Here is a 14263-nt window from a genome sequence, read left to right on the forward strand (position 1 = left end):
AGCCGCTCAGTTCGCCACGGCCCGGATCGCCCGGCGCAGCTTGCCGATCAGGTCCTCGACCTGGCTTTCGGTGATGATCAGCGGCGGCGAGAAGGCGATCGTGTCGGCGGCGGTGCGGACCATCAGCCCTTCCTCGCGGAACAGGCGGTCCATCGCCTCGAAGGCGCGCTTGCCGACGCCATCGGCGCGCGGTGCGAGATCGACGGCTCCGACCAGGCCGACCGTGCGGATGTCGACGACGTTGGGCTCGCCCTTCAGGCTCATCACCGCATCCGCCCACATCGGCTCCATGGCGCGGGCGCGCTCGAACAGGCCCTCCTCGCGATAGATGTCGAGCGTGGCGAGGCAGGCAGCCGCTGCCAGCGGGTGGCCGGAATAGGTGTAGCCGTGGAACAGCTCGATGACGTTGTCCGGCCCGTTCATGAAAGCGTCGTAGATATGCTTGCGCACGATCACGCCGCCCATCGGCACCGTGCCCGAGGTCACGCCCTTGGCGAAGGTGATCATGTCGGGGACGACGCCGTAGCGTTCGGCGGCGAAGGCGAAGCCGAGACGGCCGAAGCCGGTGATGACCTCGTCGAAGATCAGGAGGATGCCGTGCTTGTCGCAGAGCTCGCGCAGGCGCTTGAGATAGCCCTTCGGCGCCGGCAGCCCGCCGGTCGAGCCGGCCATCGGCTCGACGATCACCGCCGCGATGGTCGAGGCGTCGTGCAGCGCGACGACGCGCTCGAGATCATCGGCGAAATGCGCGCCGTATTCCGGCTCGCCCTTGCTGAAGGCCTGCTTCTCGCGGTCATAGGTGTGCGAGATGTGGTCGGTGCCGGTGAGCAGCCCGCCGAAGAACTTGCGGTTGTTGACCATGCCGCCGACCGAGATGCCGCCGAAGCCGACGCCGTGATAGCCGCGCTCGCGGCCGATCAGCCGGGTCTTCGAGCCCTTGCCCGAGACGTTCCAATAGGCGAGGGCGATCTTCAGGGCCGAGTCCGCCGCTTCCGAGCCGGAGCCGGCGAAGAAGACATGGTCGAGATCGCCGGGCGCCAGTGCCGCGATGCGGGCGGCCGCGGCGAAGACCTTGGGGTGGCCGTACTGGAAGGAGGGGGCGTAATCGAGCTCGCGCGCCTGCGCCTGGATCGCCTGGATGATCGGCTCGCGGGCGTGGCCGGCATTGCAGCACCAGAGCCCGGCGGTGCCGTCCATCACCGGCTTGCCCTCGGGGGTGTAGTAGAACATGCCCTCGGCCCGGGCGACCATGCGCGGGTTCTGCTTGAACGACCGGTTCGCCGTGAACGGCATCCAGTAGGCTTCAAGGTCGTTCGGCGTGGCGATGGCGCCGGTCGCAGAAGTCATGATCCGATCCCTTTAGTTTTTTAAAACGTCCTCAGCCTAGCAGCGTGCTACGGGCTGTAAATCCGCGGTCGGGCGGGGCATCCCTGCGTTGCGCGAGCGACAGGCGGCACCTGCGCGGATGACGTAACGTCGTTTCCGGCGTAGTTTGAAGGAGGGGAACACTGGACCACGCCCCAATGGTCGTTCGCGCCTCAGCTCTGGACAGAGACGATGGGCTCTCGCCGGATGAGATCCGCGCGCAGCTCGAGCGCGTGCTCGCCTCCGATATCTTCCGGGCCGCCCCGCAGCTGACAGCGTTCCTGGGCTATATCGTCGAGCAGACGCTGGCGGGGCGTGCTGCAGAGCTGAAGGGCTACACGATTGCGGTCGAGGCCTTCGGCCGCTCGCCCGATTTCGATCCGCAGACGGATCCTATCGTCCGCGTCGAGGCCGGGCGCCTGCGCAAGGCGTTGAATCTCTATTTCGCCGCTGATGGCGTCGCCGATCCCGTGCGCATCACCGTTCCCGTTGGGGCCTATGTCCCGGCCTTCGAGCGCGTCGCGCCGCTGGTGCTTCCGGCGGAGGAGGAGGTTCCCGCTCAGGACGGGGTTGAGGCGCAAGAAGCACAAGGGGAGAGGGCGGCGCCGGTCGAGAACGGCGCGGCTGCTGCGCGGCCTTCGCGCTACTGGCTCTATGTCGCGGGCCTTGGGCTGTTGCTAGCCTTTGCCGCGATCGCGTTCTGGTATTGGCGCGCGCAGGGGCCAGGAAAGACGGCGGCGCAGTTGCCGGACCTCGCCTCGCAATTGCCGCCGCCACCCGCCGCGCCGCGCTCGGCTCCGCTGCCGACGGTCCAGGCGGTGGTACCGGTCAAGGCGCGCCTCCCGGTCGTCTCGGTCGAGGTTGCGGAAACGGTGACCGACCCTTCACTTGACGACATCACCCGCAATTTCGTTCGCCAGGTCGCGGACACGATGGCGCGCTTCGACGATCTGCTGGTCGTCAAGCTGCCGGAGCCGATGACACGCTCGGGAGACGGCGCAGACTACGTCCTGACGGTCAGCTTCTCGCGGGTCGGCGACGCGATCGAGGGCCATGCGCGGCTCAGCACCGCCAAGGGCGGCCGCGTCGTCTGGACCACCTCGCGCGAGCGTAGCATTGGCGACTTCAGCGACGCAGCCAGGCTGCGCGACACGGCCCAGCAGCTGGCGATCCGGCTGGCCCAGCCCTTCGGCGTGCTGCATGCCGATGCCCGTCTGGCGCCGCCGACGCCGGAGGCCGGCTGTCTCTTCCTTGCGGTGAACCTCCGTCGCACGATGAGGGCGGAGGATCATCTGGCGGCTCGCACCTGCCTGGAGGGTATCGTTGCCCGCGATCCGGAATTCCACCCGGCCTGGTCGCAGCTCGCGCTGCTGACTCTTGACGAGTACTTCTCGGACTTCAACGCCCGGCCCGGTTCCGCGCTCGACCGGGCGCTCGCCGCCGCGGTCACCGCGGTCAGGCTTGCCCCCGCTAGCGCCCGGGCGCATCAGGTGATGATGGATGCCCTGTTCCTGCGCGGCGCGATCGAGGATGCGCTGAAATCCGGGCAGGAGGCCCTGGCCCGCAATCCCTACGATCCCGACGTGCTTGCTTCCGTCGGCGCACGCTATGTCCAGCTCAATCGACCGGCGGAGGGGCTGCCTCTGCTCGAGCGGGCTGTCGCGCTCTCCAATGGCCGGCCGCCTTGGTACGATTTCTACCTGTATCTCGCCGCCTATCTCACCGGAGCGACCAAGCTGGCGGACGCGCATGCGGCCCTGATCAACGCCGAGGAGACGCCTCTCGGCCTCATCGGCCGCGCCATGGCAGCTGCGGCGAGCGGTGACAGCTTCGCGCTGGACCATGCGCTTCAAACCTTGCGGCAGAAGGTGCCGCTCTTCGATCTCGATGCGCGGCTCTATCTCGCCCGGCGGGGCTTCTCCACGGAGGTCGCGGAGCGGATCCTGGCGGTGATCAACTCCGGAGGGCTGCGACCGCGCTAGCGAGGCGCAAGTCGTTGGCCGCCGGCGCTCGATTTTTGCGCTTCGCATGCGGCCCGCGACGTGCCGGCCCTCGCAGCAGCGGCCGCCGGCGGCTATCCTGCGGGTGCGGCAGGGTGATTCGCCGCTTTCGCGTTCCCCTCAACCTTCTTTTTGCGTGATCCTGCCCTTGGCTCGCATCCGCCTCAGCGCACTCCCGCCGGCCGCCAGCGGTGTTGCCGGTTTTTCGCTGGGCGCCACCGCCATGCTCCTGTTGCCGGGCGGGCTCGCCAATGCGGTCGGCCTGCTTTCTGCCGGGCTCGGCCTTGCCGGTTCGGCGGCGCTGGTTCGCCGCAACTGGGCGGCCGAGCGCGAGCAACTCCTGGCTGGGCTCGGCGAGGTCAAGGTCCGGCTGGCGACCAATGCAATCCGCCTCGACGCGATGGGCAAGCGCATCGACCAACTGCCGATGAGCGAGGTCGATGCTGCCCCGGCCCGCGCGATGCTGAACGAGCTCACCGCCGAGGTCGGGCTGCTCGGCGATCTCCTGCAGCAGGTCGCAACGACGCTCGGCGACCATGACGATCAATTGCGGTTGGTGCAGGACAAGCTCGCCGCGCCGCCGCAAGCGCCGGTACGGGCTGTGGTGGCGGAGCGCGCGCCCTTGCGCGCACCCGAGCCGCTGGTCGCTGTACGGCAGTCGCCGGCGGAGATGGCCCAGGCGCGGGCGCTGGAGGAGCGTGTCGCTCTGATCAGCGAGGCCCTTGCCAACGGCCAGGTCGAGGTTCATCTCCAGCCGATCGTCCAGCTGCCGCAACGCCGGACCCGGGGCTATGAGGCGCTGGTGCGCCTGCGTCTCGACGAGAAGACCCTGCTGCTTCCGGAAGAATTCATGGAGACGATCGAGCAGCGCGGTTTCGGGCCCACGCTGGATGCGCTCGTCCTGACCCGTGCACTGGCGATCGCCCGCCATCTCGGGACCAAGGAGGGCGGGCTCTTCGTCTCCTGCAATTTCAGCGGCGCGACCTGGGGTTCTTCGCGCGCTCTGGCGGCGCTCGCCCGCATCCTCGAAAAGTACCACGCCCATATCGGCAATCTCGTCATCGAGATGCCGCAGCGGGTCTTCCGCACGCTCGAGCCGGCGAGCCTCGGGCTGCTCGGGGCGATGTCGGCCAATGGGGTGCGCTTCGCGCTCGACCATGTCGCCGATCTCAGGCTCGACCCCGCATCGCTGCACGATCGCGGCGTCCGCTTCGTCAAGGTCCCGGCCTCGTTGCTGCTGGCCGAGGCGAGGGGGGCTGCGGTCGCCGACATCGCCGCGGGCGACCTTGCCGCGCACCTCGCCCGCGGCGCGATCCAGCTCGTCGCCGAAGAGGTCGAGGACGATCCGATGGTCGCCGACATGCTCGATCTCGGCGTCGGCTACGGCCAGGGCGATGTCTTCTCGCCGCCGCGCCCGGTGCGTCCGGAGGTCTTCGCGGAGCCCGAGGCGGCGGCGCCCGTGTCGGCTCCCGCGCCTGCGCCGCTCCCGCCGGCCGCAGAGATCGTCAACTACCCGCCTCCGGCCCCAGCCGCACCGCCGGCGCCGACGCGCGTACCCTTCCGCGACGTCCTGCGACGCGCGACCGCCTGAACAAGCCTGCAAGCCGGCGCGTTATGCCGTGACCGGGCTGGCCGGCCGGCTATTGGCGGCGTATTGAGCCCGCATGCTGAGCCGCTGGATCGTGGCGTCAGCCGCCGCTCACTTCAAGCCGGAGCCCGCCCGTGCCGACTTCAACCCGCCTGCTTTCCGGTGTTGCGCCGATCATTGGCCAGTACGAGCTCTGCCTCTGCGACATCTGGGGCGTCGTCCATAACGGCGTCGCACCCTATGCCGAAGCCTGCGCCGCCTTGGCCAAGATGCGCGCCGGCGGCGTCACCGTCGTTCTGGTCTCGAATGCGCCGCGCCCGCGCTCGGAGATCGCGATCCAGCTCGGACGCCTCGGCGTGCCGGGCGACGCCTTCGACGCGATCGTCACGTCCGGCGATGTCGCCCGCGACCTGATCGCCCATCGCGCCGGCGAGCCGCTCTATCATCTCGGCCCTGACCGCGACCTGCCGCTGCTCGCAGGGCTCGACGCGCCGCGCGTCCCGGCCGCCGAGGGCCGCTATGTTGTCTGCACCGGCCTGTTCGACGACGAGACCGAGACGGCGGAAACCTATGCCGAGCAGCTTGCCGATTTCGCCCGCCGCGACCTCACCCTGATCTGCGCCAATCCCGATCTCGTGGTCGACCGCGGCGGCCGCATGGTGCCCTGCGCCGGCTCGATCGCACTTGCCTATGAGCAACTCGGCGGCCGCGCGATCTATGCCGGCAAGCCGCATGCCCCGATCTACGAACTGGCGATCCGCCAAGGCCAGGAACTGCGCGGCGAGAATGTCGAGAGGTCGCGCATCCTCGCCATCGGCGACGCGATCCGCACCGATATCGCCGGCGCCGTGCACTACGGGCTGGGATCGTTGATGTGCTTGGGCGGCATCCATGCCGAGGAGACCGGCGAACTCTCGCCGGCGGAATTGCAGGACTGGTTCGCCCGTCAGAGCCACCGCCCCGACTACGCGATGCCGCAGCTCGCCTGGTGAGCGGCCTATTCCGGGGGCAGACAGCGTCCGGCGTTTTGAGCTTCGTTGAGAGCTGCCGGCCTCATCCTGAGGAGCGCCGCAGGCGCGTCTCGAAGGATGGTCCAGATATCCCGGAAGCCTGCTGAAGCATCCTTCGAGAGGCCGTTCCCGACGGAGCGGCTCCTCAGGATGAGGGCTCAGGTCGGCTCGTGGCCGGCCTCAGGCGGCGCAGACCGATTCGATCTTGGATTTCAGCGTCTGCGCATTGAACGGCTTGACGATGTAGTTGTTCACGCCGGCCTTCTTGGCCGCGATGACGTTCTCGGTCTTCGACTCCGCTGTCACCATGATGAACGGGGTCGCGGCGATCTCTTCCTCGTTGCGGACCTGGCGCAGCAGCTCGAAGCCGGTCATCGGCTCCATGTTCCAGTCCGAGATCACCAGCCCGTATTTCTTGTCGCGCATCTTGGCGATGGCGCTGCTGCCGTCCGAGGCATCGTCGACATTCTCGAAGCCGAGCTGCTTCAGGAGGTTGCGGATGATCCGCACCATGGTCTGGTAATCGTCCACCACCAGGATCGGCATCGACGGGTCAAGGGCCATGGTGGAACTCCGAGCATGCGAGCGCGCACCGGGCAATACCGATGCGCTGGCCGCTCTCTCAGAGCGGCAATCATGGGGCAATCCTGATAGCCGAGCGGTGTTTCAAAGCGGTTAATTCGATCGAAAACTGACGCAGCGTCATCATCCGAAAGGCGACCTCGCCCAGGCACGAAAGTTCTATGGTGCAATGCAGCGAATTGTGAAACGCTGACATCCCCTGTCTCATGTGGCAGCGGCTTTTCCACCGTTGCTGCGCATGCGAAACGACCGATGATGACCAGCACGCTCTATCAGGTTCATGCCTTCGAGGATCTGGCGATCGGCCAGCGCGAAAGCCTGATGCGCACCGTGATGGAGCGCGACATCTCGCTCTTCGCCGACCTTTCCGGCGACGCCAATCCGATCCATCTCTGCGACCGATATGCCGCCGGCACCAAGTTCGGCCAGCGCATCGCCCATGGCATGCTGACGGCCAGCCTCGTTTCGGCCCTGCTCGGCACCCGTCTGCCGGGCCCGGGCGCGGTCTATCTCTCGCAGACCCTGAACTTCCTCGCCCCGGTCAAGATCGGCGACGTCGTCACCGCCAGGGTCGAGGTGGTCGAGCTCGTCGCCGAGCGCCGCCGCGCCCGGCTGTTCTGCGAATGCTTGGTCGACGGCAAGGCCGTTCTCGAAGGCGAGGCCTGGGTGGCGCTGCCGCGCGCCGTGGCGAAAGCCTGAAGCCGAAGCCTTGACGCTTCCGCCGGCTTGAGGCCAAACACGGCCCGCCGGAGCTTCCCGGCGCTCGGACGCTTGCGCTCCATGACCTCATCAGCCGAAGCGCCGCGATCCGATTTTCCGGCGGCCTTCATCCTCGAACCGGGAAAGCCCGTGCCGGACGCCCTGCGCGGGCGGGTGCTGGCGCTCGGCAATTTCGACGGCGTCCATCGTGGTCATGCCGAGCTGGCGCGGGTCGCGAACGAGATGGCGGCAGGGCAGGGCGGTGAGGCCGCGGCGCTGACCTTCGAGCCGCATCCGCGCTCGGTTTTTCGCCCGGACCAGCCGGTGTTCCGGCTCACCCCGGCGGCGCTCAAGGTCGAGTTGCTCGCCGGCGAGGGGCTCGCGCCGAGCTTCGTCCTGCCCTTCGACCGCGAGATCGCCGCGGTCGCCGCCGAGGCCTTCATCGACGAATTGCTGCTCGGCCGGCTCGGCACCGCCGGTCTGGTCTGCGGCTATGATTTCCATTTCGGCGCAGGCCGCACCGGCTCTCCGGAGATGCTGCAGGCGCGGGCGGGAGCCGCCGGCGTGCCGGTCGCGGTGGTCGCGCCCTATTCCTGGCAGGGCGAGGCGGTCTCCTCGACCTTGATCCGCACGGCGCTGGAGCAGGGCGATGTCGCCCGCGCCGCCGAGTTCCTCGGCCGGCCCTGGTTCGTGCGCGGCGTGGTCGCTCATGGTGATAAGCGCGGGCGCGAACTCGGCTACCCCACCGCCAACATGCATCTGCCCCGCGACTGCCGGCTGCGTTATGGCGTCTATGCCGTCCGCATGCGCGTCGACGGCATCTGGCGCGACGGCGTCGCCAGCTTCGGCAGCCGCCCGACCTTCGACGATGGCGCGCCGCGGCTCGAGACCTTCCTGTTCGATTTCTCGGGCGATCTCTACGGCAAGACCGTCGATGTCGCGCTCGTCGCCTGGCTGCGCGGCGAGGAGAAGTTCGAGGCGCTGCCGCCGCTGATCGCGCAGATAGACGCCGATAGCCGGCAGGCGCGCGACATTCTTCGCCGGACGCCGCCCTTCCTTCCCTAGGCAACGCCTGCTAGAAGCCGCTCATGCCCGCTTTCCGCGCCACGATCATCGCACTGTCCCGGCGAATTACGAGCCCGGCTGCCGCCCTGCGCTGACGCGCGGGCGCCTGCGCAGTCCGGGATTTCGACCGCTTTCCGAGTTTTCGCGGACAAGAGCGCAGCGCCAGACCGATCTGGCCCGCCTGTCCGAACCGCCAGAGCCGGATCATGAACGACAAGACCGCCGAGAAGCCCGCCGCCCAGGACGCCAAGGGCCAGGATTATTCGCAGACCCTGTTCCTGCCGCAGACCGAGTTCCCGATGCGGGCCGGCCTGCCGCAGCGCGAGCCGGAGCTGCTCGCCCGCTGGGCCAAGATGGACCTCTACCGCAAGCTGCGCGAGACCGCGAAGGGCCGCGACCGCTTCGTCCTGCACGATGGCCCTCCCTATGCCAACGGCAACATCCATATCGGCCATGCGCTCAACAAGGTGCTGAAGGACCTCGTCACGCGTTCGCAGCAGATGCTCGGCCACGACTCCAACTACGTGCCGGGCTGGGACTGCCACGGCCTGCCGATCGAGTGGAAGATCGAGGAGCAGTACCGCGCCAAGGGGCTGAACAAGGACGATGTTCCGGTCGTCGAGTTCCGCAAGGAATGCCGCGCCTTCGCCGAGCACTGGGTCGATGTCCAGCGCACCGAGTTCAAGCGCCTCGGCGTCGAGGGCGACTGGGCCGATCCCTATCTCACCATGGCCTATCCGGCTGAGGCGCAGATCGCCCGCGAGATCATGAAGTTCGCCGAGAACGGCATGCTCTATCGCGGATCCAAGCCGGTGATGTGGTCGGTGGTCGAAAAGACCGCGCTCGCCGAAGCCGAGGTCGAGTACGAGGAGCATACCAGCGACACGATCCATGTCGCGTTCCCGGTTCTCGGTTCGGGTCCGCTGGCAGGGGCCTCGGTGGTGATCTGGACCACGACTCCCTGGACGATCCCCGGCAACCGGGCGATCTCGTTCCACCACAAGGTCGCCTACGGGCTCTACCGCGTCACCGCGGCGCCGGAGAACAACTGGGCCAAGGTCGGCGCCTCCTACATCCTGGCGAAGAACCTGGCCGAATCCGTCTTCAAGGCGGCGAAGGTCGAGGCTTACGAGCTGGTGGCCGATGTGTCTGCCGAGCAACTCGCGGGTCTGAGCTGCGCCCACCCGCTGCGCGGCCAGGGCTACGATTTCGACGTGCCGCTGCTCGATGGCGACCATGTCACCGACGATGCGGGCACCGGCTTCGTCCACACCGCGCCGAGCCATGGCCGCGAGGACTTCGACGTCTGGATGGCCAATGGCCGGATGCTGGCCGAGCGCGGCATCGAAACCCGTATCCCCTACACCGTCGATGCCGACGGCCGCTTCACCAAGGAGGCGCCGGGCTTCGAAGGGGCGCAGGTCATCACCGACAAGGGCGAGAAGGGCAACGCCAACGACGTCGTCATCAAGGCCCTGGCGGCGACCGGCCATCTCGTCGCGCGCGGCCGGCTGAAGCACCAGTACCCGCATTCATGGCGCTCGAAGAAGCCGGTGATCTTCCGCAACACGCCGCAATGGTTCATCGCCATGGACAAGCCCTATGGCGATGCCGGCGCGCCCGATCCGGCGGCTCCCGCGCCGACGGCGGGCGGCAATGCCGACACGCTGCGAAACCGGGCGCTCAAGGCGATCCGGGATACCGAATGGGTTCCTGCCGCCGGCGAGAACCGGATCAACGGCATGATCGCCAACCGGCCCGACTGGGTGGTCTCGCGCCAGCGCGCCTGGGGCGTGCCGATCACCGTCTTCGTCGAGAAGGAGACCAAGGAGGTCCTGGTCGACGCCAAGGTCAACGCCGCCATCGCCGAGGCCTTCGAGCAGGAAGGCGCAGATGCCTGGTTCACCGACACCGACGGCGCCCGCTTCCTGAAGCCCTTCGGCTACGACCCGGCCCTGTATGAGCGCGTCACCGACGTGCTCGACGTCTGGTTCGATTCCGGCTCGACCCACGCCTTCACCCTAGAGAAGCGCGCCGACCTCAAGACGCATCGCGTCGTCGATGGCGGCAAGGACAAGGTGATGTACCTCGAAGGCTCGGACCAGCATCGCGGCTGGTTCCATTCGAGCCTGCTCGAAAGCTGCGGCACGCGCGGCCGGGCGCCCTATGACGTCGTCCTGACCCACGGCTTCTGTCTCGACGAGAAGGGCGAGAAAATGTCGAAGTCGAAGGGTAACGTCACGGCCCCGCAGGACGTGATCAAGGATTCAGGCGCCGATATCCTGCGTCTCTGGGTCGCTGCGGCCGACTATTCCGACGATCTGCGCATCGGCAAGGAGATCCTCAAGACCTTCGTCGAGACCTATCGCAAGCTGCGCAACACCATGCGCTGGATGCTCGGCACGCTCGCCCATTTCAGCGAGGAAATCCGCGTCACCGAGCCGGCTTCGATGCCGGAGCTGGAGCGGCTGATGCTGCACCGTCTCGCCGAGCTCGGCCCGCAGGTCGAGGAAGCCTACCGGACCTATGACTACAAGAAGGTCGTGAACCTGCTCTCGCAGTTCATGAACACCGAGCTCTCGGCCTTCTATTTCGACGTCCGCAAGGACGCGCTCTATTGCGATCCGCGCTCCAGCCATGTCCGCAGGAGTGCGCTCACCGTCGTCGATCATCTCTTCCGCTGCCTGACGACCTGGCTGGCGCCGATCCTGGTCTTCACCGCCGAGGAGGCCTGGCTCGAGCGTTATCCGCAGGCGAAGGCCGGCGAGGGCTCGGTCCATCTCGAGCTCTTCGCCGCAGCGCAGGAGAGCTGGTTCGATCCCGAGCTCGCCGAGCGCTGGGCCAAGGTCCGCCGCGTTCGCCGCGTCGTCACCGGCGCGCTGGAGCTCGAGCGCGCTGCCAAGCGCATCGGCTCCTCGCTGGAAGCGGCGCCGATCGTCCATATCGCCGATCCCGACCTGCGCGCTGCCGTCAGCGGGCTCGATCTCGCCGAGATCTGCATCACCTCCGGCGCCAGGATCAGCGATGTGGAGGGGCCGGAAGGGGCCTTCCGCCTCGCCGACGTGCCCGGCGTGTCTGTCGTTCCGGTCCGGGCGTCCGGGGTGAAATGCGCCCGTTCCTGGAAGTATTTCGACCCGGCGACGGCCGAGGCCGACTATCCCGACGTCACCCCGCGTGACGCCAAGGCGCTGCGCGAGCTCAGCCGCGCGGCATGAGCCAGCCGGAGCCGAACCAGCCGCCGGCCGGCGCCGGCATGACGCCGCTGCGCCGTTTCGGCGTCGTCCTCGCCGTGGTCGTGCTGCTGCTCGACCAGGCGAGCAAGCTCTGGCTGCTCTTCGGCGCGCGCCTCGCCGAGGAAGGGCCGTTCCAGATCACCTCGTTCATGGAGTTCGTGCTCGCCTGGAACCGTGGCATTTCCTACGGCCTCTTCCAGCAGAGCACGGATATCGGTCGCTGGCTCCTGGTCGCGGTCTCCTTCCTGGCGCCGATCTGGCTCGGCCGCTGGATGTGGCGCTCGCAGGACAGGCTGACGGTCGCGAGCCTCGCTCTGATCATCGGCGGCGCGCTCGGCAATGGCATCGACCGGGCCGTCTTCGGCGCCGTGGTCGACTTCGTTCATCTCCATTTCGGGAGCTTCAGCTGGTACATCTTCAACGTTGCCGATGCGGCAATCGTTGTCGGAGTGGCCGGGCTTCTGTATGAGTCCTTCCGGCCCGGCGCCGGCAAGGCGGTCTCACACTGAGATTGCTTGCCATGGTTTTGCCGCGGCGATCGATCATGACGGGGCATTCTGCCCCGGGACGGAGAATGGACATGGCTTATCGGATCCGCGCCTCGCGCATGCTGCTCGCCGGCGGCCTGCTGCTGGCTGCGACCCCTGCCTTTGCCCAGGAAGGCATGCTCTTCCAGAACCTGATGAAAGGCACGGGGCTTTTCGGCAGCGACAACAACGACATCGATTACAGGCAGCGTGCCCCGCTGGTCGTGCCGCCGTCCTCGACCCTGCCGAAGCCGCAGGAGCCGGGCGCGACGCGCACCGCCGCCTGGCCGGATGATCCGGACGTCGCCCGCCGCAAGGCCGATCGCGACGGCACCCGCGCACCCTTCGCCAGCACTGAGGCCTATCGCGCCAACAACCGGCCCGAGATGACCCAGGAGGAGCTGCGCCGTGGGCGCGTCGTCGGCCGCGCCAACGGCCCGGACGGGATCGTTCCCGACCATAACAACTACAACAACCAGATTGCGCCGATCCGGATCGGCCGCGAGATGGCGGCGCGTCAGGCCCAGACCGACACCAGCAACCTGACTTATGGCAGCGAGCCGGAGCGGAAATACCTCGTCGACCCGCCGGTCGGCTATCGCCGGCCTGCCGGGACGGCGCCGCTCGGCCCGGGCCTCGCCGGCCCGCAGGAAGACAAGCATGCCGTCGGGCAGCGCGAGTTCCTGATGGGCACCAAGCCGATGCAGTAACGGCTTGGGGCGCGCCAACCCGGCGCGCCTTTGCCGGCGAAGCCGCGCGGGCTGGTTTCCGGCGATGCGCAGGCCTATCTTCCGGTGGAGCCCATCTCCGGCTCGGGCCGCCAGGCGGCTCGGGTCGATATCTTGTCCCGTTGCCGCAGGAGTCCGACCAGCCCCATGACGGTCCATACGCCGCCCAGCAGCGTCGCCAGCACGGTCGAATCCTTCCGGCTCGCCAATGGCCTGGAGATCGTGGTCGCTCCCGACCACCGGGCTCCGGTCGTGACCCACATGGTCTGGTATCGCAACGGCTCGGGGGATGATCCGGCCGGCAAGTCCGGCATCGCCCATTTCCTCGAGCATCTGATGTTCAAAGGCACGGCGAAATGGCCGGCCGGCGAGTTCTCCAAGATCGTTGCCGGTTATGGCGGCCAGGAGAACGCCTTCACCTCCTTCGACTACACCGCTTACTTCCAGCGCGTGCCGAAAGAGCATCTGCGCGCGATGATGGATTACGAGGCCGACCGGATGACCGGCCTTGCCTTCGACGAGAGCGTCGTCGGGCCGGAGCGCGACGTGGTGCTCGAGGAGCGGCGCATGCGGGTCGATGCCGATCCCGCCGCCCAGCTCGGCGAGGAGTTCTCCAGCGCGCTCTACGTCCACCACCCCTATGGCACGCCGATCATCGGCTGGGAGCATGAGATCGAGGGGCTCTCCCGCGACGATGCCTTCGCCTACTATCAGCGCTTCTACACGCCGGAGAATGCGATCCTCGTCGTCGCCGGCGATGTCGAGCCGGCCGAGGTGCTGCGCCTGGCGCAGGAGACCTATGGCGCAATCCCTGCGCGCGGCGAGCCGCCGCGCCGCAGCCGGCCGGTCGAGCCCGATCCGCGCGCCGCGCGCCGGGTCTCGCTGTCCGATCCGCGTGTCCAGCAGCCCTCGCTGCGCCGCGCCTGGCTGACCCCGACCTATCTCTCCGAGCAGCGCGACCATGCCTTTGCGCTCGAGCTCGCGGCCGAGATCCTCGGCGGCGGCACGACTTCACGGCTCTACCGGCGGCTCTGCGTCGAGCAGGAGCTGGCGGCCGGCGCAGGCGCCTACTTCATGGGCTCGATGGTCGACCGCTCGGCCTTCCAGGTTTCGGTGAGCCCGCGTCCCGGCGTCGAGATGGCGGCTCTGGAAGCCGGGCTCGACGCGGCGCTGGCCGCCTTCATCGCGGAGGGGCCGACCGAGCTCGAACTCGCCCGTGCGCGCACGCGCCTCGTCGCCGAGACGATCTTCGCCCGCGACAGCCAGTCCTCGCTGGCGCGCATCTTCGGCGCCTCGCTCGCCGTCGGCGAGACCGTCGAGGACGTGCAGCTCTGGCCGCAGCGCATCGAAGCGGTCAGCCGCGAGCAGGTCGTCGAGGCGGTGCGCCTCTATCTCAGGCCCGACCGCTCGGTCACCGGCCTGCTCCTGCCCGCCGCCTGATCACCAGCAGGCGGGCGTCAGGCGTC

Annotated in this window: 11 protein-coding genes; 9 read left to right on the forward strand and 2 right to left on the reverse strand. The window is 68.1% G+C overall.

What is annotated here, in order from left to right:
- Positions 1-6: 6 nt before the first annotated feature.
- Complete coding sequence (aptA, locus tag AC1REK_RS02260; protein ID WP_492267333.1) at positions 7-1347, reverse strand: omega-aminotransferase AptA; 1341 nt, start codon at positions 1345-1347, stop codon at positions 7-9.
- A gap of 176 nt (positions 1348-1523) precedes the next feature.
- On the opposite strand from aptA, the gene AC1REK_RS02265 reads away from it, so the two are divergent.
- From AC1REK_RS02265 to AC1REK_RS02275, 3 genes are all read left to right on the forward strand, one after another.
- A complete protein-coding gene (locus AC1REK_RS02265; protein ID WP_492267332.1) occupies positions 1524-3347 on the forward strand; it encodes a hypothetical protein in 1824 nt (607 codons plus the stop codon).
- Between the two features lie 241 nt (positions 3348-3588).
- Positions 3589-4956, forward strand: a complete 1368-nt coding sequence (locus AC1REK_RS02270; protein ID WP_492273778.1) for an EAL domain-containing protein — start codon at positions 3589-3591, stop codon at positions 4954-4956.
- Between the two features lie 131 nt (positions 4957-5087).
- A complete protein-coding gene (locus tag AC1REK_RS02275; protein ID WP_492267330.1) occupies positions 5088-5945 on the forward strand; it encodes a TIGR01459 family HAD-type hydrolase in 858 nt (285 codons plus the stop codon).
- A gap of 198 nt (positions 5946-6143) precedes the next feature.
- On the opposite strand, the gene AC1REK_RS02280 is transcribed toward AC1REK_RS02275, so the two are convergent.
- A complete protein-coding gene (locus tag AC1REK_RS02280; protein WP_066468028.1) occupies positions 6144-6527 on the reverse strand; it encodes a response regulator in 384 nt (127 codons plus the stop codon).
- A gap of 270 nt (positions 6528-6797) precedes the next feature.
- On the opposite strand from AC1REK_RS02280, the gene AC1REK_RS02285 reads away from it, so the two are divergent.
- The 6 genes from AC1REK_RS02285 to AC1REK_RS02310 all read left to right on the forward strand — a co-directional run bounded on the left by AC1REK_RS02285 (position 6798) and on the right by AC1REK_RS02310 (position 14237).
- Positions 6798-7244 carry a MaoC family dehydratase gene (locus AC1REK_RS02285; protein ID WP_414644988.1) on the forward strand — a complete coding sequence of 149 codons (447 nt, stop codon included), beginning with the start codon at positions 6798-6800 and terminating at the stop codon, positions 7242-7244.
- Positions 7245-7325: 81 nt separating this feature from the next.
- Positions 7326-8309: a bifunctional riboflavin kinase/FAD synthetase gene (locus tag AC1REK_RS02290; protein WP_492267329.1), complete on the forward strand. Its 984-nt coding sequence runs from the start codon at positions 7326-7328 to the stop codon at positions 8307-8309.
- Positions 8310-8515: 206 nt separating this feature from the next.
- Positions 8516-11524: an isoleucine--tRNA ligase gene (gene ileS, locus AC1REK_RS02295; RefSeq protein WP_492267328.1), complete on the forward strand. Its 3009-nt coding sequence runs from the start codon at positions 8516-8518 to the stop codon at positions 11522-11524.
- A gap of 38 nt (positions 11525-11562) precedes the next feature.
- Positions 11563-12051, forward strand: coding sequence for a signal peptidase II (gene lspA / locus AC1REK_RS02300; protein WP_316020001.1), 489 nt, complete (start codon positions 11563-11565; stop codon positions 12049-12051).
- Between the two features lie 71 nt (positions 12052-12122).
- Complete coding sequence (locus tag AC1REK_RS02305) at positions 12123-12779, forward strand: hypothetical protein (RefSeq protein WP_316019965.1); 657 nt, start codon at positions 12123-12125, stop codon at positions 12777-12779.
- A gap of 165 nt (positions 12780-12944) precedes the next feature.
- The gene (locus tag AC1REK_RS02310) at positions 12945-14237 is read left to right on the forward strand and encodes a M16 family metallopeptidase (protein ID WP_492267327.1); all 1293 of its coding nucleotides are present in this window, start codon (positions 12945-12947) and stop codon (positions 14235-14237) included.
- Positions 14238-14263 lie beyond the last annotated feature (26 nt).

The organism is Allobosea sp. GW823-FHT02B03 (assembly GCF_058797755.1).

Bases quoted from the DNA above. Each gene is read 5' to 3' on its own strand.
- AC1REK_RS02305 (WP_316019965.1), top strand. From the start codon at position 12,123: ATGGCTTATCGGATCCGCGCCTCGCGCATGCTGCTCGCCGGCGGCCTG.
- AC1REK_RS02270 (WP_492273778.1), top strand. From the start codon at position 3,589: ATGCTCCTGTTGCCGGGCGGGCTCGCCAATGCGGTCGGCCTGCTTTCT.
- AC1REK_RS02265 (WP_492267332.1), top strand. From the start codon at position 1,524: ATGGTCGTTCGCGCCTCAGCTCTGGACAGAGACGATGGGCTCTCGCCG.
- lspA (WP_316020001.1), top strand. From the start codon at position 11,563: ATGACGCCGCTGCGCCGTTTCGGCGTCGTCCTCGCCGTGGTCGTGCTG.
- aptA (WP_492267333.1), bottom strand. From the start codon at position 1,347: ATGACTTCTGCGACCGGCGCCATCGCCACGCCGAACGACCTTGAAGCC.
- AC1REK_RS02280 (WP_066468028.1), bottom strand. From the start codon at position 6,527: ATGGCCCTTGACCCGTCGATGCCGATCCTGGTGGTGGACGATTACCAG.
- ileS (WP_492267328.1), top strand. From the start codon at position 8,516: ATGAACGACAAGACCGCCGAGAAGCCCGCCGCCCAGGACGCCAAGGGC.
- AC1REK_RS02285 (WP_414644988.1), top strand. From the start codon at position 6,798: ATGATGACCAGCACGCTCTATCAGGTTCATGCCTTCGAGGATCTGGCG.
- AC1REK_RS02290 (WP_492267329.1), top strand. From the start codon at position 7,326: ATGACCTCATCAGCCGAAGCGCCGCGATCCGATTTTCCGGCGGCCTTC.
- AC1REK_RS02310 (WP_492267327.1), top strand. From the start codon at position 12,945: ATGACGGTCCATACGCCGCCCAGCAGCGTCGCCAGCACGGTCGAATCC.